This is a genomic window from Bacillus sp. FJAT-27445 (assembly GCF_001510665.1).
In the GTDB taxonomy this organism is placed as follows: domain Bacteria; phylum Bacillota; class Bacilli; order Bacillales; family Cytobacillaceae; genus Bacillus_D.
On the sequence record NZ_LMTI01000005.1, the window covers coordinates 1,828 to 24,164 of the forward strand.

Consider the following 22,337-nt stretch of genomic DNA (forward strand, 5'->3'; position numbering starts at 1 on the left):
TATATATATCGGCGGCATAGCCAAGTGGTAAGGCAAAGGTCTGCAAAACCTTTATTCACCGGTTCAAATCCGGTTGCCGCCTCCATATGAAGTCCAATTCATTTTATTATGCCGGTGTGGCGGAATTGGCAGACTCGCACGTCCCAATATAGTGTGCGAATAAAAACACCAGCATTTTAACTTTGCCCGAGTGGTGGAATGGCAGACACGTCGCACTCAAAATGCGATGCCGCGAGGCGTGCCGGTTCAAGTCCGGCCTCGGGTATCTTTGAATGTTTTAGGTTAAGGTTAATAACCGTAAAAAAGGCTCAAGAACGTTGATGTACCAACGTTTTTGAGCCTTTTTTGTATATCTTTTATATGATGCTAATCTAAACATTACTAAATATCATTATAATAATGATTATACCGTTGATTTTACCAGTGTCATCAAGGCCTCCAACAATACCAATAATTAGTATTGAATTCATTAGTATAGAAATTCTACGGCATTTAAAATTAATTTCCGTTAGACTCGACCAATTAATTCTACTTTAAGTCTTCTCTGATTGACTTTAAGTAATTGTAATGTAAAATGGTAGTCATTGAGTTATAATATTCTGATTTTTAAGAAAAAACCTCCATACCTCTTGAAAGGTGCGTGCTTAAATTGGAACAAGAGAAGAAAGTACAAGAAGAACAATCAGGTAGTCTGGAACGTATGGGTATTTCGTTAGCTAATTGGAGTGAGAAGTGGTTTCCAGATGCGTATATTTTTGCTGGCGTTGCAGTTGTAATCGTTGCCATAATTGCTTTGTTAATGGGAAGGACACCTGTCGAGGTGGGGGTCGATTTTGGAAAACACTATTGGGATTTGATTCCTTTTACAATGCAAATGGCTTTTATTATTATTACAGGCTACGTAGTGGCTTCTTCAAAACCTGTTCATAAGCTCATTGCTAGGATTGCGGAAATCCCTAAATCACCGAAAGTGGCTGTAGCTTTTGTAGCTTTCTTTGCCTTAGTTACATCACTAATTAGTTGGGGCTTTAGCTTAGTGTTTAGTGGCATCCTGATTAAAGAAATTAGTAATCGAGTCAAAGGTGTCGATTATCGAGCGATGGCAGCAGCAGGATTCTTAGGCCTTGGAAGTATTTGGGCATTAGGGCTTTCCTCATCAGCGGCATTATTAATGGCAACGAAATCTTCCATTCCTCCTGAATTGTATGAAATTAGCGGTACGATTCCAATGTCGGAAACGATTTTCACCTGGCAAAACTTAGTCATGATTGTTGTTCTAATTGTCTTATCCGTTTGGATTGCTTATGTGTCTGCACCTAATAAGGACAAGGCAAAGACTGCGGAAATGGCTGGTCTTGATTATAGCCGAGTAGAATCTCTTGAAAAGAAGAAGGCTGATAGACCAGGAGAATGGTTGGAATATAGCCCAATTTTAACTATTTTATTAGTTACTCTAGGCTTTCTTTATATTGGAAAAATTATGGTGGATACAGGACCAATCGCAGCACTAAATCTCAATAATTATAACTTCATACTTTTAATGTTTGGGTTACTTTTGCACTGGACACCGAGAAACTTTTTGAATTCAGTTTCTAACTCTGTGCCTGCTATTAGTGGAGTACTTATACAGTTTCCATTATATGCAGGGATTTTCGGAATTTTAATGAATTCAGGACTTAACGATGTATTAGTAAACTTCTTTCTTTCCATTTCGAGTGAAAATACTTTCCCAGTCATTGCAGGAATCTATTCAGCTGTTCTAGGACTCTTTTTACCTTCAGGCGGAGGAAAATGGATTGTTGAGGCACCGTACTTGCTCGAGGCTGCGAAAGAGTTAAATGTTAGTATGGCTTGGATCGTGCAAGTATATAATGCGACAGAAGCACTTCCCAACATGATCAACCCGTTCTTTATGTTACCGTTGCTGGGAGTATTGGGGATCAAGGCAAAGGACCTCGCTGGTTATTCAATATTACAATTGATTTTTCATGTTCCAGTTGTACTTTTCTTAGTTTGGATTTTAGCAAAAACAATGCCGTATGTTGCTCCTGTCTTCCAGTAATTTATTTCATTGCAAAATTCAGCCCAAAATAAAATTTCTTACATATATTCACAATTTTTTCGCCAATCCTCAAAGAACCCTTATACATCAAGAAGTTAGAGGGAATATTATACCCCGGCGACCGGTATTAACTAACGAAAGAATATTGTAGTATCAAGGCTTTTCACTTCATTGTGAGAAGCCTTTTTATTTATTTTCACTATAGAATATCCACAATCCTCGGTTTCACTTCAACTGCTCATAAAATAAGGGAGAAGGCTGCTTGATACCCGATTTTACAAAGCAGGGGCAAATCTCACTTTAGGTACGTAAGTAGGTTACATTACGACTTTCTATTAAGTTAATTACCAAAATTCTCATGCCAAAATACCTATTCCTCTATTCGTACACCTTTTACACTGAAAAACTTTTCGAAGAATTCCCCTTTATTTCTCGTAAGTTTTCACTTAAAAAATTAATTTCAAGCCCAAAAGCATCTTAGATTCGACTAGAGTCGCTCTTTTTCGGGAGCCAACAGTCAATATTTGTAGCTGAGGCTGAATAGCACAACTTAAGACCTACGACTTTTTTCGCTATCCCTAAAAATAGGAATTTAGTATAGTAATATTACTGAAAATTTTATGTTTTCAGTTAAAATTCATTGAAGGAGGATAGTATCTATTATTTTCTTTAGCAAAAAAGATAAGGGGGAAGGACATGAGTAAAAGAATTACTGCAATAATATTCGTTTTTTTGTTAGCATTTGGCAACAGTGGATTTGCCTCAATAGGCAATGTCACGCCGGAGCAATTGGATTTACATAAACCGACACTTCAAAAATCAAATCTTACAGCAACTGACCAACAAAGCGTTGATCCGGACAAAGAGGTCCGTGTAATTGTTGAATTGGATGGCAGCGCACCTGTTGAAACAGCAACAAAGAAAGGCGTAAAGTACGATAAACTGGCCAAAGCTGAGCGGAAGCAGCTGGAAAAAGCTGCGAAAGACAAGCAAAAGGCTGCAAAGGATAACATCAACGGAAAAAAACTCGGCATTAAATACGAGCAGGAATTCAATGCCATAGTAAACGGCTTTAGTGCAAAGGTAAAGTACAGTGATATTGAAAAAATCAAAGAAGTGCCAGAGGTAAAACAAGTATACCTCGCAACCGAGTACAAACTTCCTGCTGAAAAGCCGGATATGAAATACAGTAAAGAGTTGGTCGAGGCCCAGAACGCCTGGCGTGATTTCGGCTATAAAGGCGAAGGGTTGGTTGTCGGGATTATTGACTCTGGGGTTGACCCGTCCCATAAAGACTTCCTTTTAACTGATTCTTCTTCCGCTAAACTATCCAAAGGCGCGGTAGAAAACGAAATCACTGAGTCAAGCCTTCCAGGACACTATTTCAATGACAAGGTTCCATATGGCTGGAACTACATGGACAATAATGATGACATTCTTGATGGTAATGCCGATACGGGGATGCACGGAATGCACGTGGCCGGAACTGTAGCCGCCAATGGTGACGAAGAAAATGGCGGCATTAAAGGCGTTGCTCCAGAAGCGCAATTGCTTGCTTTACGTGTCTTTGGCGAAGAACAGGCATCTACATGGGGCGATATTTATATTAAAGCGATTGATGATGCGATTAAGCTTGGCGCTGACGTATTGAATATGAGCCTCGGTTCGACAGCTGGGTTCGTAGATGCGAATTCACCTGAACAGCAGGCGATTACACGTGCTGTGGACAACGGAGTAGTGATGTCCATTTCTGCTGGAAACTCAGCTTACTTTGGAAATGGCTATTTCTACCCATACGCTTCAAATCCTGATTATGGGTTAGTTGGTTCACCGAGCGTATCCAAAGATTCCATTTCTGTCGCATCATACGAAAATACTCGCATGGATGTAGATGCGGCTAATGTTTCAATTGATGGCGGGGATGCTGAACAAGTAATGTTCCTATCTGCCAGCCAGACTGCCCCTACAGTGGGTACAAGCTTTGAAATGGTGTATGGAGGATTAGGACAACCTGCCGATCTTGAAGGAAAAGAACTGAAAGGAAAGTTTGCATTAATACAGCGCGGGGGAATTGCGTTTACCGAAAAAGCAATAAATGCCCAAAATGCTGGAGCAGCCGGTGTAATCATTTACAACAATGCCGGTGGAACCGTTAATATGGCAACCGATGCTGCAATTACGATTCCGCAATTGTTCATGTTAAAAGCGGATGGTGATCGCTTTGCGGCAGCACTCCAAGCTGGGAAAGCTGTTACAGTGAGCTTCGATGGCGGAAAAATGACTGTCCCTAACGCTGAAGCAGGCAAAATGAGCGCCTTCACATCGTGGGGTATCACGCCTAACCTTGATTTCAAACCGGAAATCACCGCGCCAGGCGGACAAATTTATTCTACTGCTGATGGTAATGAATACCAGATTATGAGCGGCACATCAATGGCGGCCCCGCACGTATCCGGCGGTTCTGCATTGGTTTTGGAAAGAGTGGATAATGAATTCGGGCTTCAAGGAGCGGATCGTTCCAAACTTGCGAAGAAATTCTTATTGAATACTGCTAAGCCAGTTGTATTTGGAAAAGCACCTGTTTCACCACGCCGCCAGGGAGCAGGCCTAATGCAGCTTCATGCAGCATTATCAACGCCTGTAACCGTGACTGACTCTAAAACGGGTGAAGCAAAGGTTGCTCTGAAAGAAGTAAAGAACAATGTTGTAACGTTTGCGTTAACGGCGGAAAACTACTCTGACAAAGCCGTAACATACGATGTCAGTGCAAGTGCTCAAACAGATTCTCCTGTTACGGCAAGCGGTGTATTGGTATCAGCCGCGAACCTAACAGGTGGCCTTGATTTAGGGGCAATAGCGACAGTTAACGGAAAGACAGTCAGCACAATCGAAGTGCCTGCCAAAGGTAAAGCAACTATCGAAGTGTCTGTTGATGTCAGTGGCTTGGATGCAACGTTAAAATCCTATTTCACAAACGGCTATTGGCTGGAAGGGTTTGTTAAGTTGACTGACCCAACTGATACGAACCCTGATTTGGTTGTCCCTTACGTCGGCTTTAAAGGCGACTGGAATGCGGCTCCAATCCTTGATACTCCTGCTTGGGATCCTATGTCCTACTACGGATACACAGGCGTTCTGACACATGTTGGCGGCGGCAGCTACGACTATTTAGGTGTTGACCAGGCAACTGGTAACCTCAACCCTAATTTGATCGCCATTTCGCCAAATGGTGACGGTAAAAACGATAGTGCGACTTATATTCTATCCTTGATCCGTAATGCCAAAAAATTCGATTTAAATGTATTGAATGCTGACGGCAAGGTGGTAAAAGAAATCGCGTCTGAAGAATTTGTGCGTAAAAATTACTATGACGGCGGCAGGGGAGCCATGTACTACCTTTTCTCTGACTGGACATGGGATGGTAAAATGCATAACGGCAAAGTGGCTCCGGAAGGACAATATTACCTGCAGGTGAAATCGACACTTGATTATGAAGGTGCCAAACCGCAAATCGTGAATCTGCCTGTGAAGCTGGATGTTACTAATCCAAAACTTAAAACAGAATTAGGGAAAGACGGAAAAACAGTGGCAGTCGATATTTCCGATAAAACTAGCGGTGTCGCCTACTGGTATGTAAAAGTTGACGGAAAACTTCTTACGGAAGACCCATTTGTAAATGGGGAAACTTCCTTCGTACTCAAGGACCCAGTGAAAAATGGCCAAACTGTTGAAGTCATTGCCGTAGACAATGCAGGGAATGCATCGTCCAATACAGTTAAAGTGGGCAGTAACGGCAACAACGGAAATTCTAAGAAATAAAAATTAATTCTAAAAAGGAAGGCAAGCAACCATTCAGGCTGCTTGCCTTTTTACTATCTTCTAACAAGGATTTTTCCGTACCCGCCTAAAACATTCCGTATTCATTTGGCGAATCCTCTGGTAGGGGTTGGCCTACATCCCATAGTTCAACGATTTGATTATCTTGAAAACGAAAGATATGTACAACAACGCCTCCAAAATCATTAGGATTCTGCTTTACATGGGAGTGAACCACAACGATATCTTTTTCTTCAATTGCAAGTTTGACTTCAAGTATCTTTTGGGGGTTTTGAGCCGCATTTTCTTCCAATGCACGCATTAGCGATTCTGCATCCCCACGGAAATAGGGATTATGATGGCGGAATTCAGGTGCTATGTAGCTCTGGTATGCTTCACGGACTTTTCCTGAAGCGACCTGTTGCAGAAATGATACTGCTATCTCCTTTAGAGAGAGGTTGGATTTCTTATTCATATTCAATGCACTTATCCTTTCCAGGCAAGCATTATCCTATAATAGAGTTAATAGGAGTTTAAGGTATATGAAAATTTTAGTCAATTGAGGAACAATGTAGTAGGTAAACAAGCATAGTATGTTGAAAGTATTAGTATGATAAACCCGAAATGGGATAATGATTAAATTCTTATCATTAAGGAGGAAATCAGCATGGGCATTCGCTTTGAAGTAAAAAGAACCGCCAAGGTGCCCTTACAAGCAGCCTACGAGAGTTTGCTGGATCTTGATTCTGCACAGCATTGGATGATGGGATTTGTAGGAATTGATCGATTGAATGATGGGCCAATGCAGGTGGGGAGCCAGTGGAAGGAATCGAGAAGGATGTTTGGGAAAGTGGCGTCGGAACATTTTGAAGTTGTTGAACTCGAAGAACCAACTAAAATTGTCCTTCGCTGTGATGGAACAAAAGGAACAACGGGGAAAGGAGAATTTTTGTTTACATACAAACTTGCACCTTCAAATGGTCATACAGAGATTAAATTAAGCGGAGAAATAAAAGGGCTTACTGGTTTAGCAAAATTTTTCGGGAGAATGTTGGCTGGGACTTTTAAAAAAGCCTGTGAAAAAGACTTAGATTCGCTTATCGGTTATTTGGAGAAATAATATGATTAAAAAGGCCAATTTGCGAATAAAGAGATAAAGGAGTAACCATGACAATTATAAATAAATTAAATCTTGGAAAGTATAAAAATTTGGCTGTTTTAAATCAACCGGAAGATTATGATTTGTTTCATGGTTATAAAACGGAATTAACAGGAGGCCATGATGCCATTTTCATTTTTGTAGAAACGATGGAGGAAATGGTTAAACACACTCAAAGCATTATCAAAGAGCAGCAATTACTTGCAAAAGGATACTTGTTTTTCGCATATCCGAAAAAAGGCAATAAAAGGTATGAGACCTATGTTCACCGGGATGAAATCTTTCCAGCAATGAAAGTCGGCAAGGATGGCTATGTAGGCGACAGCGATTTAAAATTTTCGCGGATGGTAAGTATGGACGATGTATTTACTGTTGTGGGATTAAAACGTGAAAAAAAGACAGCTCAAAAGTCTTCAGCCGCAAGTCAGAGTGTTGGAGATTATGAGGAAAATGTAAAAGATATAGAAACACTGCTGGTTGACTATCCAAATGAGCTAAAATCATTTTTAGGACTAACCCCAGGCTATCAAAGGGATTGGGCCCGTTTCATTTTTTCCGCCAAGCAACAGAAAACACGTGAAAAGCGCCAAGAGCAAATGGTTGAAATCTTATCACAAGGGTATAAGTCTGTTGATTTATATCGGCAGCAAAAGAAGTAAATACAAAAATACCAAGTACCATTAGCAATTGGATAACGTAAATTTCAATGGCTTTTATTATGTTTTGAAGGAATGACAAATAAAATATTTAACTAACGCAAAACATTTTATTGTTTTCCATAGTGGAAACCTTTATAATTCTCATTAAAGAACTTGCTGTTCTTTAAATTAGATGAATGTGAGGGATTTCTTATGGCTAACAAACGAAAAAGTTTAGTCCGTATCCTGCTCTTGTCATCTGTCTTTACCTTCTCAACGGCCGCGGTTGCTTCTGCCCATTATTGCTATGTTGCAAACAAGCCTAACGGTGCTGGAGCTGTAACTGAGGAGGATTTAAAAGTTACTGGCAATGGAAAACTGGTTGCGCCGGGCGCATTTATTGATTTATCCTCAGAAGGGTTAAAAGATGTTTTTATCCGCGGGGGAGAGAAGTCTCCTGAACCATTTGTAGTTGGTGAAGGGTCGTTGCATAATTCACCTGCTACAGTAAAGGGCAGCCCGAAGAATGGAGTTCAGAAATATCCTTTTGATGAATAACACTGAGAGAAGCGTTTACCCTTTATAATCCTTGTTCTTATAACATGAAATTTTTATAAAAGATATTCACCATTGAGACCCATCGGAAAAGCTTAATAGCACTCTCCGATGGGTTTTTATGTAATCTTTTTTACATGGAGATTTTGCTGTTTCGTATAGACCTTTTTGTATTAAAAAATGGAGAACCGATCTTATTATCTTTTTCACATGAAATTCTCACGAAATAGTATTGACAGTAGTGTGTTCAAAGAGTAACATGAAGATTGTCATTTTTAATTTTTTCGACAAAATCCGCTAAGATTCTACTATGCGGGTGTAGTTTAATGGTAAAACATCAGCCTTGCAAACTGATGTAGTTGTTTGATTTACATCACCCGAAAAACTTAACTTTTTTACTAACGCAGTGTTTCGTAAAAGACGAGGCATTGCGTTTTTTATTTCCCTGAAAATATGACCTCATAAGATGCTTCTCCGCCGTGTATCTGGAGGAACATGTCCATAAGAGATTTCGATAACTCTTCGGCCTTTTCGCGTTCGATGGAAGGACGATGGTAAATAATTTGGATTGCGTTTTTTGTTCCTGTTGTTACAGGTGCACGGTCTGAGTCTACGAATGGGCTGCCGAATGGACCTTTATCATCAGAGGAAATAATGAGGTTTTCCAGTGAGTTCGTTCTTCCGTTTAAACCCTGGTATTCCTCTCCTTGCCCGCCGATTCGGACTGTAATGCTGCCCGAAAGTTTATCCAAATCGTATACACCAATCGGTACCTGGTACTGGAGTGAGAAGAAATTATTCAAGTCAATCGCGCTCTGGACGGAGGGCAGGTAGTTTTGTTTCTGGACCCGGCGGTAAAGCGCTTCAGCGGAATGCCTGTAGCGGTTCGGGTCCTTACCCGTTTGTTTGAAAACAGACCGCCACTCCTTGATCCCCTCCATGTCGGTTACGTTCTTATCCTCCAAATCAAAAAAGATGGATTCTTGAAAAAGCTGAAGCCTTCCCTTAACCATTTGCGGTGACTCGCCGATCGTGATGTTCCTGTATTGAATGATCCCTAGCTTAAAGCCGGTAATCTGTTCCGAAAGTTCGTTTGAAATGCTGATTTCCAAGTAATACACCTCCAAATTTGCCTGAAAATAGTTTATCATATAATGATGCGGAACTTTAATTTCCTGAACTATTATATAGATGATTCCAGTAAGGAAGGAGGCGCGAAAATGGATTACCGCCAATTGAAAAAAGATCTTATTTCCTATAGTAAGGAGATAGGGATTGATAAAATTGGTTTTACAACAGCGGCCCCATTCGATGAGCTGAAGAACAGGCTGGTCCGCCAGCAGGAGCTTGGCTATCAATCAGGATTTGAAGAGCCTGATATTGAAAAGCGGACAAATCCAGCACTCCTGCTTGAAAAACCGCGTTCGATTATCGCAATCGCGCTTGCCTATCCTTCTAAAATGTCCATAAGGGTCGAAAGTAAAAAGGGTTTGCGGCGCGGCATCTTTTGTCGGGCATCATGGGGCCTTGATTACCATCATATCCTGCGCGACAGGCTTGCCAAGCTTGAGGCGTTCCTTTCCGAAAGGGTGCCTGGGGCCCTTCTGAAATCTATGGTCGACACCGGGGAGCTTGCCGACCGCGCCGTTGCTGAACGGGCGGGAATTGGCTGGAGCGGTAAAAACTGTTCGATCATCACTCCTGAGTTTGGCTCCTATGTGTATCTTGGTGAAATGATTACGAGCATTCCGTTTGAGCCGGATACCCCAATAGAGGATAAATGCGGTTCGTGCACGAAATGCCTGGATGCCTGCCCGACCGGAGCACTCATACAGGGAGGCCAGCTAAATGCGCAACGCTGCATTGCCTTTTTAACGCAAACAAAAGGATTTATCCCAGAGGAATTTAGGGAAAAAATCGGTAACAGGATTTATGGCTGTGACTCATGCCAGACAGCCTGCCCTGAGAACAAGGGCCGTGACTATCACTTCCATGAGGAAATGGAGCCCGATCCCGAGATTGCAAAGCCTCTATTGAAGCCCATCCTGACGATTAGTAACCGTGACTTTAAGGAACGTTTCGGAAAGGTTGCAGGCTCGTGGCGAGGTAAAAAGCCGATCCAGCGGAATGCCATTATTGCTTTGGCCCATTTTAAAGATGAAACGGCGGTTGAAGAGCTTAAGGAAGTTGTCGAAAAGGATCCCCGTCCAGTAATGAGGGGAACGGCTGCCTGGGCGCTTGGAAAAATTGGCGGCAGGGAATCGTCATTTATTTTACAAAAGGCCCTTACGATTGAAAAAGACGAAGATGTTATTGCGGAGATAGAAAAAGGGATTAGCATGATTGAAGAATGAGGATGGCGCCGATGCCATCCTTTTTTGGTACACTTTGCAAATAGGTTCAACTTTTCTTACCTAAACAATAGCGCTGCTACATATGAATGGTAGGAAAGGGGGCGGTGAAAATGCGGGAGGCGCTTCAGGCACTGCTTGAAAAAAGGATTAAGGAATTTGTGAAGGATAAAGCGGAAAGGCATGCAGACGAAAAGGATGAGCGGAAGATACAGGCATGCTCCGATAGGAATGCAGCGATTGTTAAAAGCTATGCACGTGGAAAGATACTAAGACAGCATTTCAGCGGTGAAAATCAGACAGTCCTGTATGAAATTCATTTTCAACACCTGATAAAACAAAAGGAACATCTCTATTTAGAGGAAGAAGTTGAGGTCAGAGAGGCGAGCTTTCACAGAGGAATGGTTGTGGATGATTATGAAATCGTCCCGTCCCAATTGGAGGCGGCCATTTCTAGTGATTTATTCATACTGGAAATGGAGAGCGGTGAGCGGTCTTCGTATACATACGATAGGAGGAAGGCCGTCCAGTATGCGGAGCGCTGGTGGAACTCCTACAATCCCGCCTTTAAAAAGTTCGAAGTCGATTGTACCAATTATATATCACAATGCCTGCATGCTGGCGGCTCACCCATGAGGGGTTATCCCAACCGGGGGCAGGGATGGTGGATGCGGGGCAATAACTATAGTTACAGCTGGGCGGTTGCAAATTCACTTCGCTGGTATTTGGCTGGTTCAAAGGGAGGCTTGCGGGCGAGAGAAGTGGGGAGCGCGGACGAGTTGATTCCTGGGGACGTGATCTGCTATGACTTCCAGGGGGATGGCCGCTTCGACCATAATACAATTGTCGTTGCGAAGGATGCGAACGGGATGCCGCTCGTGAATGCCCACACCTATAACAGCCGAATGCGGTATTGGGAATACACTGATTCTTCGGCCTATACCCCGAAGATTAAATATAAATTTTATTCAATTATTGATGACAGCCGTGAATGGTTGTAAGGGAAAGCTTGAGTGGTATAATAACGGAGTGGAGTTTTATATGTATATAGAACACGTGGCGCCGCAGAATCGGCGTTCACGCAAGTAAAGTATGGGGTGAACCTTCTTGGCAGTGCATGTTGTATTATACCAGCCGCTAATCCCGGCCAATACCGGCAACATTTCGAGGACTTGCGCCGGCACAGGCGCCTGGCTTCATTTAATCAGGCCCCTTGGCTTTTCGACGGATGATAAGCAGCTTAAACGGGCGGGGCTTGATTATTGGGAGCATGTTAAACTTGTTTATCACGATTCCCTGGAGGACTTTTATGAGGCCAGCAAAGGCGGGGAATTTTACTATATAACAAAGTTCGGCGATAAACCGTTCTCATCATTTGATTTCAGTGACTCGGAAAAAGATTATTATTTTATTTTCGGCAAAGAAACGACGGGGCTTCCACAGGAAGTGATTGAGGCGAATCCGGAGAGATGCCTTCGCATCCCGATGAACGGGCACATTCGCTCATTGAATCTGTCAAATACCGCTGCAGTCCTCGTGTATGAGGCATTGAGGCAGCAAAACTATCCGGGTTTGATATAGGGCCTGATTGACAGGCTTTTAATAAAATCTTATAACCCTATCCTAGTTCCAGAATAATTCGCAGCAAGGGGGAGCGTTTGCCATGAATGAAACTATTTCGACCATCCTCGGCCACAGGTCGATCAGGAAATTCGAGGACAGGCCTTTATCGGATGAACAAATTAAAACCATTGTAGAGTGTGCCCAGGCTGCGTCAACTTCGAGTTTTATCCAGGCATATTCAATTATCGGCGTAAAAGACGCGGAGAAGAAACAACGGCTTGCCGAGATAGCAGGCAGCCAAATGTATGTTGAAAATAATGGGCACTTTTTCGTATTCTGCGCAGATCTATACAGGCATTTCCTTATCGGGGAAAAGGAAGGCAGGGAAGTGCTCGAATCCATTGAAAGCACTGAAAAATTTATGGTGGCCGTCATTGATGCCGCGCTTGCAGCGCAAAATGCAGCCGTTGCAGCAGAATCGATGGGCCTTGGCATTTGTTATATAGGAGGCCTTCGCAACAATTTGGAAGAGGTGCAGAAGGTGTTATCCACGCCGGAACGTGTCATTCCGTTGTTCGGCCTGGCTGTTGGCTATCCTGTACAGGACCCTGGAACGAAACCGCGCTTGCCTCTCAGGCATATATATCACGAGGATAGCTATGAGCAGAACCTGGATGCCTATAAGGCGGGTCTCGAAGAATATGACAGGCAAATCTCGGTCTACTATGAGGAACGGACAGCTGGGAAGCGCCGGGATACATGGAGCGGACAAATTGCGGGCATGCTGGAAAAACAGAGCAGGATGTATATGAAGGAATTCGTCAACAAAAATAAGATGAATTTGAAATAATAAAAAGTAAAAAGCTGCCGTTGCTGGCAGCTTTTTTTGTAACCATTATTTGCTGTTCGATCCCGGCTTATCATTGTATCCGGACGTGAAGATGGCTGCGAGGAATGCAGCGGTAACACCCAATATTAAAATCAGACGCATGTTATGTAAGCCCCCTTTGTCCTGGAAAATCAAAAGTTAAAGATATACACATCCATTATATCCTAACAAGGCCAATCTGGAAATGAATATACTAGTTTTTTTCAATACTAGGGAGACCAGATTTTTCCTGGTTGCCTGTTTGCATGTTCAAATCAGTGCCCGCATAGAGTATAGTAATCGTCTCTGATTTTAGCGACAGGGGGAGGACTTTATTTTATGGATATTTTAAGGAAAATTGAGATGTACAGAGAAGAGGAAGAAAAGCTGCGCTGGGAAGGCACCTTTGCAGAATACCTGCAGCTGCTGAAAGAAAAGCCATGGGTTGCCCAATCCGCGCATTCCCGGGTTTTCAATATGATTAAGGATGCGGGGATTGCAAAAGAGAAAGGCAAAAAGACATACGAATTTTTTAATCAGCAGCTATTTGGCCTTGAGGAAGCGCTAGAGAGGCTGGTTGAAGAATATTTCCACCCTGCCGCAAAACGGCTTGATGTCCGCAAGCGGATTTTGTTGTTGATGGGGCCGGTAAGCGGCGGGAAGTCAACGTTGGTGACAATACTGAAGCGCGGGCTTGAAGCATATTCCCATACAGATAATGGAGCGGTTTTCGCAATAAAGGGCTGCCCGATGCACGAGGATCCGCTTCATCTCATTCCGCATTATTTACGGAAGGATTTTTTCGAAGAGTATGGTATCCGGATTGAGGGGAACCTATCTCCGCTTAATATGATGCGGCTTGAGCAGGAGTATGAAGGCAGGATTGAAGATGTACAGGTAGAACGGATCTTTTTTTCGGAGGACAGGAGAATCGGAATCGGCACATTTAGCCCTTCAGACCCTAAATCCCAGGACATTGCAGATTTGACCGGCAGCATCGACTTTTCTACAATTGCCGAATATGGTTCAGAGTCCGACCCAAGAGCCTACCGATTTGACGGCGAGCTGAACAAAGCAAACCGGGGAATGATGGAGTTTCAGGAAATGCTGAAATGCGATGAAAAGTTCCTGTGGCATCTCCTTTCACTCACTCAGGAAGGCAACTTCAAGGCGGGAAGGTTTGCGCTAATCAGCGCGGATGAACTTATCGTTGCGCATACGAACGAAACGGAATACCGTTCGTTTATTTCAAATAAGAAAAATGAAGCGCTTCATTCCAGGATTATCGTTATGCCAATTCCATATAATTTGAAGGTTTCCGAGGAAGAGCGCATTTATGACAAAATGATTCGGGAGAGCGATGTTGCGAATGTGCATATCGCACCGCACACGCTAAAGGTTGCTGCAATGTTCACGATACTAACCCGGCTAAAGGAGCCGAAGAAGGGCGACATTGACCTTGTGAAAAAAATGAGGCTTTATGACGGTGAAAATGTTGAAGGCTATAACCAGGCGGACGTCGATGAACTGAAGAAGGAATACCAGGATGAAGGGATGAGTGGCATAGACCCGCGTTATGTCATTAATCGAATCTCGTCCACAATTATCCGCAAAGAGGTGGCCGCGATCAATGCGCTTGACGTGCTCCGATCATTGAAGGATGGACTGGATCAGCATCCTTCCATTACGGCGGAGCTGCGCGAGAAATATATGAATTATATTTCGCTTGCACGGAAAGAGTACGATACGATTGCCAAAAAAGAAGTCCAAAAGGCATTTGTCTATTCATATGAGGAGTCCGCCAAGACGCTGATGGACAATTATCTCGATAATGTTGAAGCTTATTGCAACAAGGCAAAACTGCGGGATCCATTGACAGGGGAGGAGATCTCTCCGGATGAAAAGCTAATGAGGTCAATTGAGGAACAGATTGGCATTTCCGAGAATGCGAAAAAGGCCTTCCGCGAAGAGGTGCTGATCCGGATTTCCGCCTATGCGAGGAAAGGGAAGCGGTTCGATTACAACTCGCACGACCGCCTCCGTGAAGCAATCCAGAAAAAGTTGTTCGCTGATTTGAAGGATGTTGTCAAAATAACGACTTCCTCGAAAACGCCTGATGAGCAGCAGCTGAAGAAAATCAATAATGTCGTGGCTCGCCTCATTGATGAACATGGCTATAATTCAACGTCTGCAAACGAGCTGTTAAGGTATGTTGGAAGCTTACTGAATCGTTAATCTTACACTCTAAAGAGCCGGGGACTTTTTCCGGCTCTTAGTTTATGCTTTTTATTTTCGGGGAAAAAGGTTGGTAGAGGTGAATCGCATGGATAAAAAGAATAAAGATGTAGGGCTTGATAAAGATTACCAGCCGGAAAATGGTTCAATGGCTCCAGATATGGAGGATATCAAAAATCTTGGCAAACAAATGGAAAACCGCCGCTCAAACAAAGAATTAAAAGAAGACGGTAAAAACCCGGATCCAATCCAGCATGTAAAAAAGGATGATTACCTCCGCTAAATGGCGGAGGATTTTTTTAATACCAGGAAATTTTAAAATAGAGGATTGTGGATAACTCAAAACAAGTTATTGTAAGTTACAGCTCGAGCTTCCGAGAATAATCATCGCAGGGACAGGCGATTCTTGCCTGTCGCGAAGCGGTCTGTACTTGTCGCGAAGGCGCTTACGCATTTTGTTCTTTTCCAAAAATTTTTCCGCGGACAATTTTCGAAATAATTTGTAAATTATCCACAGAAACGGCATAGGATAGAGTAATCAATATTACCAAAGTGTTTTGGAGCAGGTTTAAAAGAGGAAGGAAAAATTGAATAAGGGAGGGGTTTGGAATGATCGACGAGAGCAATCACCATTTTGTGATCTCAAAGGAAGATTGGTCCCTCCACCGAAAAGGCCAAGATGACCAGCAACGGCATCAGGAAAAAGTCCAGGAGGCAATCCGCAACAATCTTCCAGACTTGATTACCGAGGAAAGTATTATTATGTCAAATGGCCGCGATGTTGTTAAAATACCAATTCGTTCACTGGACGAATACAAAATTCGTTATAATTATGATAAAAACAAGCATGTCGGCCAGGGAAATGGCAAGTCCAAGGTAGGCGATGTTGTTGCCCGGGACGGGTCGGGCGACAAGAAAGGGCCCGGTAAAGGCCAGGGTGCAGGCGACCAGGCGGGTGAGGACTATTTTGAGGCGGAAGTATCGATGATGGAACTGGAGGAAGCCCTTTTCAAGCAGCTTGAACTGCCGAACCTGAAGAGGAAGGAACAGGAAGAGCATGTCGTGGAACATATCGAGTTCAATGACATAAGAAAGACTGGCCTGATGGGGAACATCGATAAAAAAAGGACAATGATATCGGCATTCAAGCGAAATGCGATGCACGGTAAGCCGGCGTTCCACCCAATTTACAATGAAGACCTCAAATTCAAGACATGGAATGAAATTATTAAACCTGATTCAAAAGCTGTCGTCCTCGCGATGATGGACACGAGCGGCTCGATGGGATTATGGGAAAAGTATATGGCGAGGAGCTTTTTCTTCTGGATGACCCGCTTTCTTAGGACTAAATACGAGACAGTCGAAATTGAGTTTATTGCCCACCATACGGAGGCGAAGGTTGTATCAGAAGAGGATTTCTTTTCAAAGGGCGAAAGCGGCGGAACGATTTGTTCATCTGCCTATCGAAAGGCACTCGAACTAATCACGAATAAATATGATCCTGTTAAATTCAATATATACCCATTCCATTTCTCGGATGGGGATAACCTTACCTCGGACAACGCCCGCTGTGTGAAGCTTGTCGAGGAACTAATGAGTGTTTCGAACATGTTCGGCTACGGGGAAGTGAATCAGTATAACCGCCATTCAACATTGATGACCGCCTATAAAAACATTAAAAATGAGAACTTTAGATATTATATCCTTAAACAAAAGGCAGACGTCTTCAACGCAATGAAAAGCTTTTTTTCCAATGAAGAAGAAAAGAAGTATGCTTGATAGAGAAAAAGCCAGCAAGAGCTGCTGGCTTTTTCATTTTTTACAGGAAGGCAAGTCTGTCAACCCATTCTAAGTTTCGTCCGCACCCCCGACCAGATGCCGATTGCTAGTCCGCCAAGTGTATCGGCAATCAGGTCTGTCATTGTATCCTTGTTGCCCCCTCCCTGCAGGTCCATCCCAAATAGCTGGTCTGAGCTGAATTCATAGATTTCCCAGACGACTCCGCCGAAAACGGCGAAGGAAAAGACGAATAGGAATACAAACCATGGGGAAATCAGGTTTCCCGCATCCCGGTGAATCATTCGTTCATACAGGGCTACACCCGCAAATCCTAGAATTGCTCCGCTGATGGCATGAAGGAAAATATCCCACCAACCAAGGCCGTACCATCCCCTTATCGAACCAAGGTACTGGGCACAGAAAAGAAAGATGATATAAGAAAGGACAAGCGGGAGATTGAATTTCCATTTGATGAAAAACCCTAGGATAAGAGGAACCGCTCCACAGCCGATTCCAGCGGCCGCTACGGAAAAACGGAACGAATCATTCTCGGCATGAAAGCGGAAAGCGAGCCAGGCCATGAACACCATGTAAAGCAGACTGAAAATAACAACAAGCTTGCGGCCCATTTAACCGCCTCCTTTATAAATGTGCCTTCCTTGCAGCTGCATAAATGCCAGCAAGCAGGCCTCCGGCAGTCCCGGCGAGCAGGTCGAACATCGTGTCCTTGTTGCCACCGTGCTGCATTGTATGGGTAAAAAGCTGGTCCCCTGTAAATTCATATATTTCCCAAATTACACTTGATGAAACCGCGAGCGAAAACGCAAATAAAAAAAGGATTGGCCGTGACACCGCATTTCTAGCTCGGCCAGGAACCCATAGCTTATAGAGAGCAATACCAATTAAGCCGACGAGGATTCCTTTATAGAAATGAATCGTTGAATCCCACCATTTATGCTTTAGGTAAAAAGACGCAATCGAACCGAGATAGATTGTACAGAAGATAAAAACATAGTAGCCGATAATTAGCGGAAGATTGAAAGGGTTCCTTTTGCTAAAAAGGAGCAATAGAGGCAGGGCGCTTACTCCAATCCCGCCTAAGGCTACCTGCCATCTGGAGTTGTCCCCTTTATGAAAATAAAAAATAAATAGGGCTCCTATGAATACTATAAATAAGAGGCTTAGCCCGATAATCCATTTTCGTTTCATCCATTTCACCTCATACAGGTCAGTATCCTTTAGTATTGCCAGTCTCAAGCAAAATGATGATACATTCCCTTCCAAATGGGATACTATTGGTGTATGAGACTTAGGAGGGAGGCGGAGCGGATGTGCCTCATTTTATTTGCGTATAAGGCCCACCCGCGTTTTAGGCTGATTGTGGCGGCGAACCGGGATGAAAGCTATGCGAGGCCGACTGCCGCGGCGGATTTCTGGAAGGATGAACCTGAAATCCTGGCAGGGCGGGACCTTGAAAAGATGGGAACCTGGATGGGAATCACCACGGACGCGAGGTTTGCGGCGCTGACCAATTACCGTGACCCAAAACAAATGAATGCCGTGGGAATGCTGTCGCGCGGTGAGCTTGTGGCCGGATTTTTAAAAGGGAAAGTGAAGGCAGGGGATTATATGGCTGGCCTTTCCGCGACAAGGGGACTGTACCCCGGCTATAATTTGCTGGCGGATGACGGCGAAAGCCTTTATTATTACTCCAATATTGAAGGTATAGTCCGGGAAGTGGAGCCTGGAATCCACGGAGTTAGCAATCACCTTCTCAACACGCCATGGCCAAAGGTTGAGCGCGGCAAAAAAGGGCTTGGTCAACTGCTTAAGGAGGACGCGGGCAGCCTGGAGCAGGAACTGTTCTCCCTTTTGCAGAATGTCGAGCCCGCCCCGGACTTAGACCTGCCGGATACCGGGATCGGCTTAGAATGGGAGCGGGTCCTCTCTCCGCTGTTTATCCGGAGTGAAGGGTACGGTACGAGGTGCTCCACTGTCCTGCTAGTAGAAGAGGATAAGCTATCTTACTCAGAGAAAGTATATAACTTGGATGGAATTGCCGAGAATAAGTTTAGTTTGCCTTTAACTTGATTAGGAGGGATTGAAGATGGGTTTTTTGGACGGATTAATGGGAAATGCTTCTGAGGTCAGCCTGCCGGAGGTTCAAAAGGAATATGCGAAGGTTCTGGCGCCAGGGGAGTCGATTGAAAAAGCGTACCAGCTTGTCAGGGACATGTTTATTTTTACAAATCGGCGGCTTATCCTTGTCGATAAACAGGGAATTACAGGGAAAAAGACGGAGTACCATTCCATTCCTTACGGTAGTATTACCCACTTCAGCATTGAAACGGCCGGCAGCTTTGACCTGGATGCGGAGCTGAAAATTTGGATTTCCGGCAATCCTATTCCACTTCAAAAACAGTTTAACAAAAGTTTGAATATATATGAGCTCCAGAGTGTTCTGGCAGCATATGTGTTGAAATAGCCAGCCGCATTTTCCTTTTAAAAGAGAGTCTATGGGGAAGCATTCTGCTATCATACGATTAAGTAGAATAAGGGGGAAGGAATATGAGTGTTTTGCCAATTGCATTTTCGCTTGTGGTCGTCGTCCTCGTTTTGGTGGCTTTTTATAAGGTATTTGTAAAAAAGAAAGGCATAACCCCGTCCTATACACCTTTTGATGAAATTACTGGACATTCACCTACAGCTTTTCGTGAAAACAGCGCGGAAGTTGTAATTGATGAAGGCTCGGGGGATGGCAAGGGGAACGGATAATGGGCAAATGGTTTGCGTCTCTATATGACATAGGAATGAGCGGTCTTGAAAAAAGGTCCTTTAGGAAAATACGGGAAAAGCTGTTGGAAAATGCATCGGGAAGGGTGCTAGAAATTGGCTCCGGCTCGGGAATCAATTTCCCTCTCTATAGGATGGCTGAAAGAGTTGACGCGATCGAACCGGATCCATTTATGATTCAAAGGTCTGAGCAAAGGGCAAACCAGGCAAAAGTGCCCGTTACAGTCCATCGACAAAATGCTCAGCAGCTTGAATTCCATGATAATAGTTTCGATGCGGTTGTGGCAACGCTCGTTTTCTGTACGATTCCGGATCCTGCCCAGGCACTGTCGGAATTGAAAAGAGTTTCAAAGCCTGGCGCCACGCTTCTATTTTTTGAGCATGTAAAAATGCCTCAGCCTGCTCTTGCAAAATTGCAGGAGATACTTAACCCGGCATGGAGGGCAGTGTGTGGTGGATGCAACTTGAATAGGGATACGGTTTCAGAATTAAAAAGGGCCGGAATAGAGATTGAAAAAACGGAAACGTATTACAATGGCCTTTTTATTACGATCCAATGTACGAATAATAAGTGTTAAAACGCCAGATGCCGGGAATGGTATAAGGAGAAACGTTTGCTGGGAGTGTTTCAGGATGCCAGTCTACTATATCCATATAGCCGTTCCGGTCGAAAAGCCAGGAAGTACATACATGAATGGAATGGAAAAAGTGAAAGCGGAGCCGTTCATGTTCGATATTCGGGACAGGTTCCGACTTTTCCACCGAGAGGGTGACCCAGTCCTGCAGCTTGCTGAAGATGACCGAGGCAATTGGTATTTTATGACCTTCTTTACCTCGAAAAGTTTATCAGGCTTGAAGTGGTCCAGACAATCAGCGCGGCCCGCGTATGTGGAGGAGGGGACAACCCTCCCGCTTATCAGCCTGCTTGAAGAGGAAGGGTTGAAGCCAAAGGAAGATGGGTTCGACAAGGCATTTGCCCATACGAGTGTGTTAGTGGAAAATCTCAGTAATTTCCCGCCGGAAATGCAAGCACGCCTTGCGAACACGGACGGCGAGGATGATCCAACCGTAGTCGGAAACATCCATTTCCTAAGGAATACTTTTGAAGGGAAAGAAACACGGTATATTTGCGGAGCGGAAACGGGTTCGTTTGCGACTGCGACCGAAAATGGGCCGTATTTCAAGGACATTCATCTTGAAACGAATGCATTCTTATACCTGCTTTTTTTCGTGTACTTTCAGGAAAACAATGAGCTGCCGTCTAAACAAATGGTCCCAAGGCTTCTCGGTAATCTATGGGCTTCGAAGCAGATGTTAAACTCAAACTGGAATCCCACTTTGCTGGAAGCGGAACAATTTTAAAAAAACGGGCAAAACCGACTTAAAAGGAGCTACAAAAAATGAAGGTGAAAATGAACCGCAATGCCGCAAAAGTATTGAAGGAAATGCTTAACAATGCGGAGGAGGGCAAAATATTCCGCGTCATCATTACACATATGCACGGCGACCATGCCCACTACGACCTTGTTCTAGATACTCCCAAGGAGCATGATGTGGTAGTAAAGACTGACAAGGATATCGACATCATCCTAGATTCGCGTGAGGAGCATTTGGACGGGGTTTGGATTCAGTATTTCTATGTCCCTCGTGAGGAGTTTGTGATTACGAATCCTTCGAAAGGTGCCCATCATCACCATTAAACGGGTGATGGTGCATCTTCCCCCTGGAAAGAAAAAATAGGAATTGACTTTCCAATAGTAATGCGCTAAAGTAGATGAAATTGAATAGTTATTCTTATCGAGAGAGGTGGAGGGAACGGCCCTTTGAAGCCTCGGCAGCAGGCCTGTACGGGTACTGTGCCAATTCCAGCAGGCAAATGGCCTGAGAGATAGGAAGAGAACGGACATCGCCCTCTTTTTATCAAAAAGGGTTTTTTTAATACCCGAAATGTGAGATGAGGAGAGATAACCAGATAAACTAACAGGCCTCTTCCTTATCGGGAGAGGTTTTTTCATAAAATCTTATAGATAGGAGAAGGAAGGAAAGTGGCAAAATTATCACAATTGGTCGAGAAGAGGAAAGAAAAGCTGATTGAAGAACTGCTCTCAAGGAATGTGTACAAAACATCGGATGAAAAGCATCTTTACGACGCACCTCTAAAGACTCTTGAAAACGAATACATGCTAATTTTGAAAAAAGAGGCCAGGCGATAATTGATACCGGCCTCTTTTTTCTTATTTCCATTCTAAAGACAAAAGCAATTGGTTTTTAAAAAGCTGGAGTAAAAACTCCGTATAGTACTCCTGCTTTAGGGAGACTTTTGCCTGTTTGTCCAGGCTTGTATAAAAGTAGGCATCAGTCAGGTCATCATTCCCGTAGAAATAGTCGCGGACTGAGGAAAAACTTTTTTCAAGAGCAGGGTCTGCAAAATTAAGCGTGAATTCTACATCTGTTCCATCCTGCTTCTCAACGATTTCTAAACGGGTCCGATCATATGTGTAAAGCAATTCCATTACAG

Annotated in this window: 24 protein-coding genes, 2 tRNA genes and 1 riboswitch; of the genes, 21 read left to right on the forward strand and 5 right to left on the reverse strand. The window is 43.7% G+C overall.

Translation table 11 applies throughout. The features are described from left to right. Positions 1–10 precede the first annotated feature (10 nt). The 4 genes from AR337_RS14630 (at position 11) to AR337_RS14645 (ending at position 5,881) form a co-directional block, all read left to right on the forward strand. Positions 11–85: transfer RNA gene (locus AR337_RS14630), tRNA-Cys, on the forward strand. Positions 86–184: 99 nt separating this feature from the next. Next, positions 185–265 (forward strand) — tRNA-Leu (locus AR337_RS14635). Between the two features lie 384 nt (positions 266–649). Further along, complete coding sequence (locus AR337_RS14640) at positions 650–2,062, forward strand: short-chain fatty acid transporter (protein ID WP_253701778.1); 1,413 nt, start codon at positions 650–652, stop codon at positions 2,060–2,062. A 696-nt stretch (positions 2,063–2,758) separates the two neighbouring features. Then, a complete protein-coding gene (locus tag AR337_RS14645) occupies positions 2,759–5,881 on the forward strand; it encodes a S8 family serine peptidase (RefSeq protein WP_059172772.1) in 3,123 nt (1,040 codons plus the stop codon). Between the two features lie 85 nt (positions 5,882–5,966). On the opposite strand, the gene AR337_RS14650 is transcribed toward AR337_RS14645, so the two are convergent. Beyond that, positions 5,967–6,353 carry an ester cyclase gene (locus AR337_RS14650; protein WP_059173270.1) on the reverse strand — a complete coding sequence of 129 codons (387 nt, stop codon included), beginning with the start codon at positions 6,351–6,353 and terminating at the stop codon, positions 5,967–5,969. Between the two features lie 192 nt (positions 6,354–6,545). Here AR337_RS14650 and AR337_RS14655 point away from each other — a divergent pair, with 192 nt between their 5' ends. From AR337_RS14655 to AR337_RS14665, 3 genes are all read left to right on the forward strand, one after another. Continuing rightward, positions 6,546–6,998, forward strand: coding sequence for an SRPBCC family protein (locus AR337_RS14655; RefSeq protein ID WP_059172773.1), 453 nt, complete (start codon positions 6,546–6,548; stop codon positions 6,996–6,998). 47 nt (positions 6,999–7,045) lie between these two features. After that, on the forward strand, positions 7,046–7,696 hold the full coding sequence (locus AR337_RS14660) for a YdeI/OmpD-associated family protein (protein ID WP_059172774.1): 651 nt from the start codon (positions 7,046–7,048) through the stop codon (positions 7,694–7,696). A gap of 192 nt (positions 7,697–7,888) precedes the next feature. Then, on the forward strand, positions 7,889–8,233 hold the full coding sequence (locus tag AR337_RS14665; protein WP_059172775.1) for a hypothetical protein: 345 nt from the start codon (positions 7,889–7,891) through the stop codon (positions 8,231–8,233). Between the two features lie 434 nt (positions 8,234–8,667). Here the strand turns inward: AR337_RS14665 and AR337_RS14675 are convergent, their stop codons facing one another. Continuing rightward, positions 8,668–9,342: a B3/4 domain-containing protein gene (locus AR337_RS14675; RefSeq protein WP_059173271.1), complete on the reverse strand. Its 675-nt coding sequence runs from the start codon at positions 9,340–9,342 to the stop codon at positions 8,668–8,670. Positions 9,343–9,450: 108 nt separating this feature from the next. Between AR337_RS14675 and queG the strand changes: the two genes are divergently transcribed. The 7 genes from queG to yhbH all read left to right on the forward strand — a co-directional run bounded on the left by queG (position 9,451) and on the right by yhbH (position 17,026). Next, positions 9,451–10,584 carry a tRNA epoxyqueuosine(34) reductase QueG gene (gene queG, locus AR337_RS14680; RefSeq protein ID WP_059172776.1) on the forward strand — a complete coding sequence of 378 codons (1,134 nt, stop codon included), beginning with the start codon at positions 9,451–9,453 and terminating at the stop codon, positions 10,582–10,584. A gap of 110 nt (positions 10,585–10,694) precedes the next feature. Then, on the forward strand, positions 10,695–11,582 hold the full coding sequence (locus AR337_RS14685; protein ID WP_059172777.1) for an amidase domain-containing protein: 888 nt from the start codon (positions 10,695–10,697) through the stop codon (positions 11,580–11,582). A 106-nt stretch (positions 11,583–11,688) separates the two neighbouring features. Next, positions 11,689–12,162, forward strand: coding sequence for a tRNA (uridine(34)/cytosine(34)/5-carboxymethylaminomethyluridine(34)-2'-O)-methyltransferase TrmL (gene trmL / locus AR337_RS14690; protein ID WP_059172778.1), 474 nt, complete (start codon positions 11,689–11,691; stop codon positions 12,160–12,162). Positions 12,163–12,244: 82 nt separating this feature from the next. Further along, positions 12,245–12,994 carry an oxygen-insensitive NADPH nitroreductase gene (gene nfsA, locus AR337_RS14695; protein ID WP_059172779.1) on the forward strand — a complete coding sequence of 250 codons (750 nt, stop codon included), beginning with the start codon at positions 12,245–12,247 and terminating at the stop codon, positions 12,992–12,994. 357 nt (positions 12,995–13,351) lie between these two features. Beyond that, positions 13,352–15,247, forward strand: coding sequence for a PrkA family serine protein kinase (locus tag AR337_RS14700; protein ID WP_059172780.1), 1,896 nt, complete (start codon positions 13,352–13,354; stop codon positions 15,245–15,247). 88 nt (positions 15,248–15,335) lie between these two features. Further along, positions 15,336–15,530 (forward strand): hypothetical protein, encoded by a 195-nt coding sequence (locus tag AR337_RS14705; protein ID WP_059172781.1) that lies wholly within the window; start codon positions 15,336–15,338, stop codon positions 15,528–15,530. Between the two features lie 326 nt (positions 15,531–15,856). Beyond that, positions 15,857–17,026: a sporulation protein YhbH gene (yhbH, locus tag AR337_RS14710; RefSeq protein ID WP_059172782.1), complete on the forward strand. Its 1,170-nt coding sequence runs from the start codon at positions 15,857–15,859 to the stop codon at positions 17,024–17,026. A 59-nt stretch (positions 17,027–17,085) separates the two neighbouring features. Here the strand turns inward: yhbH and AR337_RS14715 are convergent, their stop codons facing one another. Together AR337_RS14715 and AR337_RS14720 are read right to left on the reverse strand one after the other, a co-directional pair. Next, positions 17,086–17,655 carry a hypothetical protein gene (locus tag AR337_RS14715; protein WP_059172783.1) on the reverse strand — a complete coding sequence of 190 codons (570 nt, stop codon included), beginning with the start codon at positions 17,653–17,655 and terminating at the stop codon, positions 17,086–17,088. Between the two features lie 13 nt (positions 17,656–17,668). Further along, complete coding sequence (locus AR337_RS14720) at positions 17,669–18,235, reverse strand: hypothetical protein (RefSeq protein ID WP_059172784.1); 567 nt, start codon at positions 18,233–18,235, stop codon at positions 17,669–17,671. 120 nt (positions 18,236–18,355) lie between these two features. Between AR337_RS14720 and AR337_RS14725 the strand changes: the two genes are divergently transcribed. From AR337_RS14725 to fbpA, 7 genes are all read left to right on the forward strand, one after another. Then, positions 18,356–19,117 (forward strand): NRDE family protein, encoded by a 762-nt coding sequence (locus AR337_RS14725; protein WP_059172785.1) that lies wholly within the window; start codon positions 18,356–18,358, stop codon positions 19,115–19,117. 16 nt (positions 19,118–19,133) lie between these two features. Continuing rightward, a complete protein-coding gene (locus AR337_RS14730; protein ID WP_059172786.1) occupies positions 19,134–19,511 on the forward strand; it encodes a PH domain-containing protein in 378 nt (125 codons plus the stop codon). An 83-nt stretch (positions 19,512–19,594) separates the two neighbouring features. Beyond that, positions 19,595–19,801: a DUF3951 domain-containing protein gene (locus AR337_RS14735; protein WP_059172787.1), complete on the forward strand. Its 207-nt coding sequence runs from the start codon at positions 19,595–19,597 to the stop codon at positions 19,799–19,801. After that, positions 19,801–20,397, forward strand: coding sequence for a class I SAM-dependent methyltransferase (locus AR337_RS14740; RefSeq protein ID WP_059172788.1), 597 nt, complete (start codon positions 19,801–19,803; stop codon positions 20,395–20,397). The genes AR337_RS14735 and AR337_RS14740 overlap by 1 nt, the downstream gene beginning before the upstream one ends. 55 nt (positions 20,398–20,452) lie before the next feature. Then, positions 20,453–21,181: a hypothetical protein gene (locus tag AR337_RS14745; protein WP_059172789.1), complete on the forward strand. Its 729-nt coding sequence runs from the start codon at positions 20,453–20,455 to the stop codon at positions 21,179–21,181. A 38-nt stretch (positions 21,182–21,219) separates the two neighbouring features. After that, a complete protein-coding gene (locus tag AR337_RS14750; RefSeq protein WP_059172790.1) occupies positions 21,220–21,519 on the forward strand; it encodes a hypothetical protein in 300 nt (99 codons plus the stop codon). A gap of 91 nt (positions 21,520–21,610) precedes the next feature. Then, positions 21,611–21,714, forward strand: a riboswitch (SAM riboswitch). A gap of 150 nt (positions 21,715–21,864) precedes the next feature. Further along, positions 21,865–22,032: a Fur-regulated basic protein FbpA gene (gene fbpA, locus AR337_RS22785; RefSeq protein ID WP_253701781.1), complete on the forward strand. Its 168-nt coding sequence runs from the start codon at positions 21,865–21,867 to the stop codon at positions 22,030–22,032. 21 nt (positions 22,033–22,053) lie between these two features. On the opposite strand, the gene AR337_RS14755 is transcribed toward fbpA, so the two are convergent. Further along, positions 22,054–22,332 carry a hypothetical protein gene (locus AR337_RS14755; protein WP_059172791.1) on the reverse strand — a complete coding sequence of 93 codons (279 nt, stop codon included), beginning with the start codon at positions 22,330–22,332 and terminating at the stop codon, positions 22,054–22,056. Positions 22,333–22,337 lie beyond the last annotated feature (5 nt).

Coding starts and splice junctions, on each gene's coding strand:
- AR337_RS14645 (WP_059172772.1), top strand. CDS start 2,759: ATGAGTAAAAGAATTACTGCAATAATATTCGTTTTTTTGTTAGCATTT.
- AR337_RS14650 (WP_059173270.1), bottom strand. CDS start 6,353: ATGAATAAGAAATCCAACCTCTCTCTAAAGGAGATAGCAGTATCATTT.
- AR337_RS14655 (WP_059172773.1), top strand. CDS start 6,546: ATGGGCATTCGCTTTGAAGTAAAAAGAACCGCCAAGGTGCCCTTACAA.
- AR337_RS14660 (WP_059172774.1), top strand. CDS start 7,046: ATGACAATTATAAATAAATTAAATCTTGGAAAGTATAAAAATTTGGCT.
- AR337_RS14665 (WP_059172775.1), top strand. CDS start 7,889: ATGGCTAACAAACGAAAAAGTTTAGTCCGTATCCTGCTCTTGTCATCT.
- queG (WP_059172776.1), top strand. CDS start 9,451: ATGGATTACCGCCAATTGAAAAAAGATCTTATTTCCTATAGTAAGGAG.
- AR337_RS14685 (WP_059172777.1), top strand. CDS start 10,695: ATGCGGGAGGCGCTTCAGGCACTGCTTGAAAAAAGGATTAAGGAATTT.
- nfsA (WP_059172779.1), top strand. CDS start 12,245: ATGAATGAAACTATTTCGACCATCCTCGGCCACAGGTCGATCAGGAAA.
- AR337_RS14700 (WP_059172780.1), top strand. CDS start 13,352: ATGGATATTTTAAGGAAAATTGAGATGTACAGAGAAGAGGAAGAAAAG.
- AR337_RS14705 (WP_059172781.1), top strand. CDS start 15,336: ATGGATAAAAAGAATAAAGATGTAGGGCTTGATAAAGATTACCAGCCG.
- yhbH (WP_059172782.1), top strand. CDS start 15,857: ATGATCGACGAGAGCAATCACCATTTTGTGATCTCAAAGGAAGATTGG.
- AR337_RS14715 (WP_059172783.1), bottom strand. CDS start 17,655: ATGGGCCGCAAGCTTGTTGTTATTTTCAGTCTGCTTTACATGGTGTTC.
- AR337_RS14720 (WP_059172784.1), bottom strand. CDS start 18,235: ATGAAACGAAAATGGATTATCGGGCTAAGCCTCTTATTTATAGTATTC.
- AR337_RS14725 (WP_059172785.1), top strand. CDS start 18,356: ATGTGCCTCATTTTATTTGCGTATAAGGCCCACCCGCGTTTTAGGCTG.
- AR337_RS14730 (WP_059172786.1), top strand. CDS start 19,134: ATGGGTTTTTTGGACGGATTAATGGGAAATGCTTCTGAGGTCAGCCTG.
- AR337_RS14735 (WP_059172787.1), top strand. CDS start 19,595: ATGAGTGTTTTGCCAATTGCATTTTCGCTTGTGGTCGTCGTCCTCGTT.
- AR337_RS14740 (WP_059172788.1), top strand. CDS start 19,801: ATGGGCAAATGGTTTGCGTCTCTATATGACATAGGAATGAGCGGTCTT.
- AR337_RS14745 (WP_059172789.1), top strand. CDS start 20,453: ATGCCAGTCTACTATATCCATATAGCCGTTCCGGTCGAAAAGCCAGGA.
- AR337_RS14750 (WP_059172790.1), top strand. CDS start 21,220: ATGAAGGTGAAAATGAACCGCAATGCCGCAAAAGTATTGAAGGAAATG.
- AR337_RS14755 (WP_059172791.1), bottom strand. CDS start 22,332: ATGGAATTGCTTTACACATATGATCGGACCCGTTTAGAAATCGTTGAG.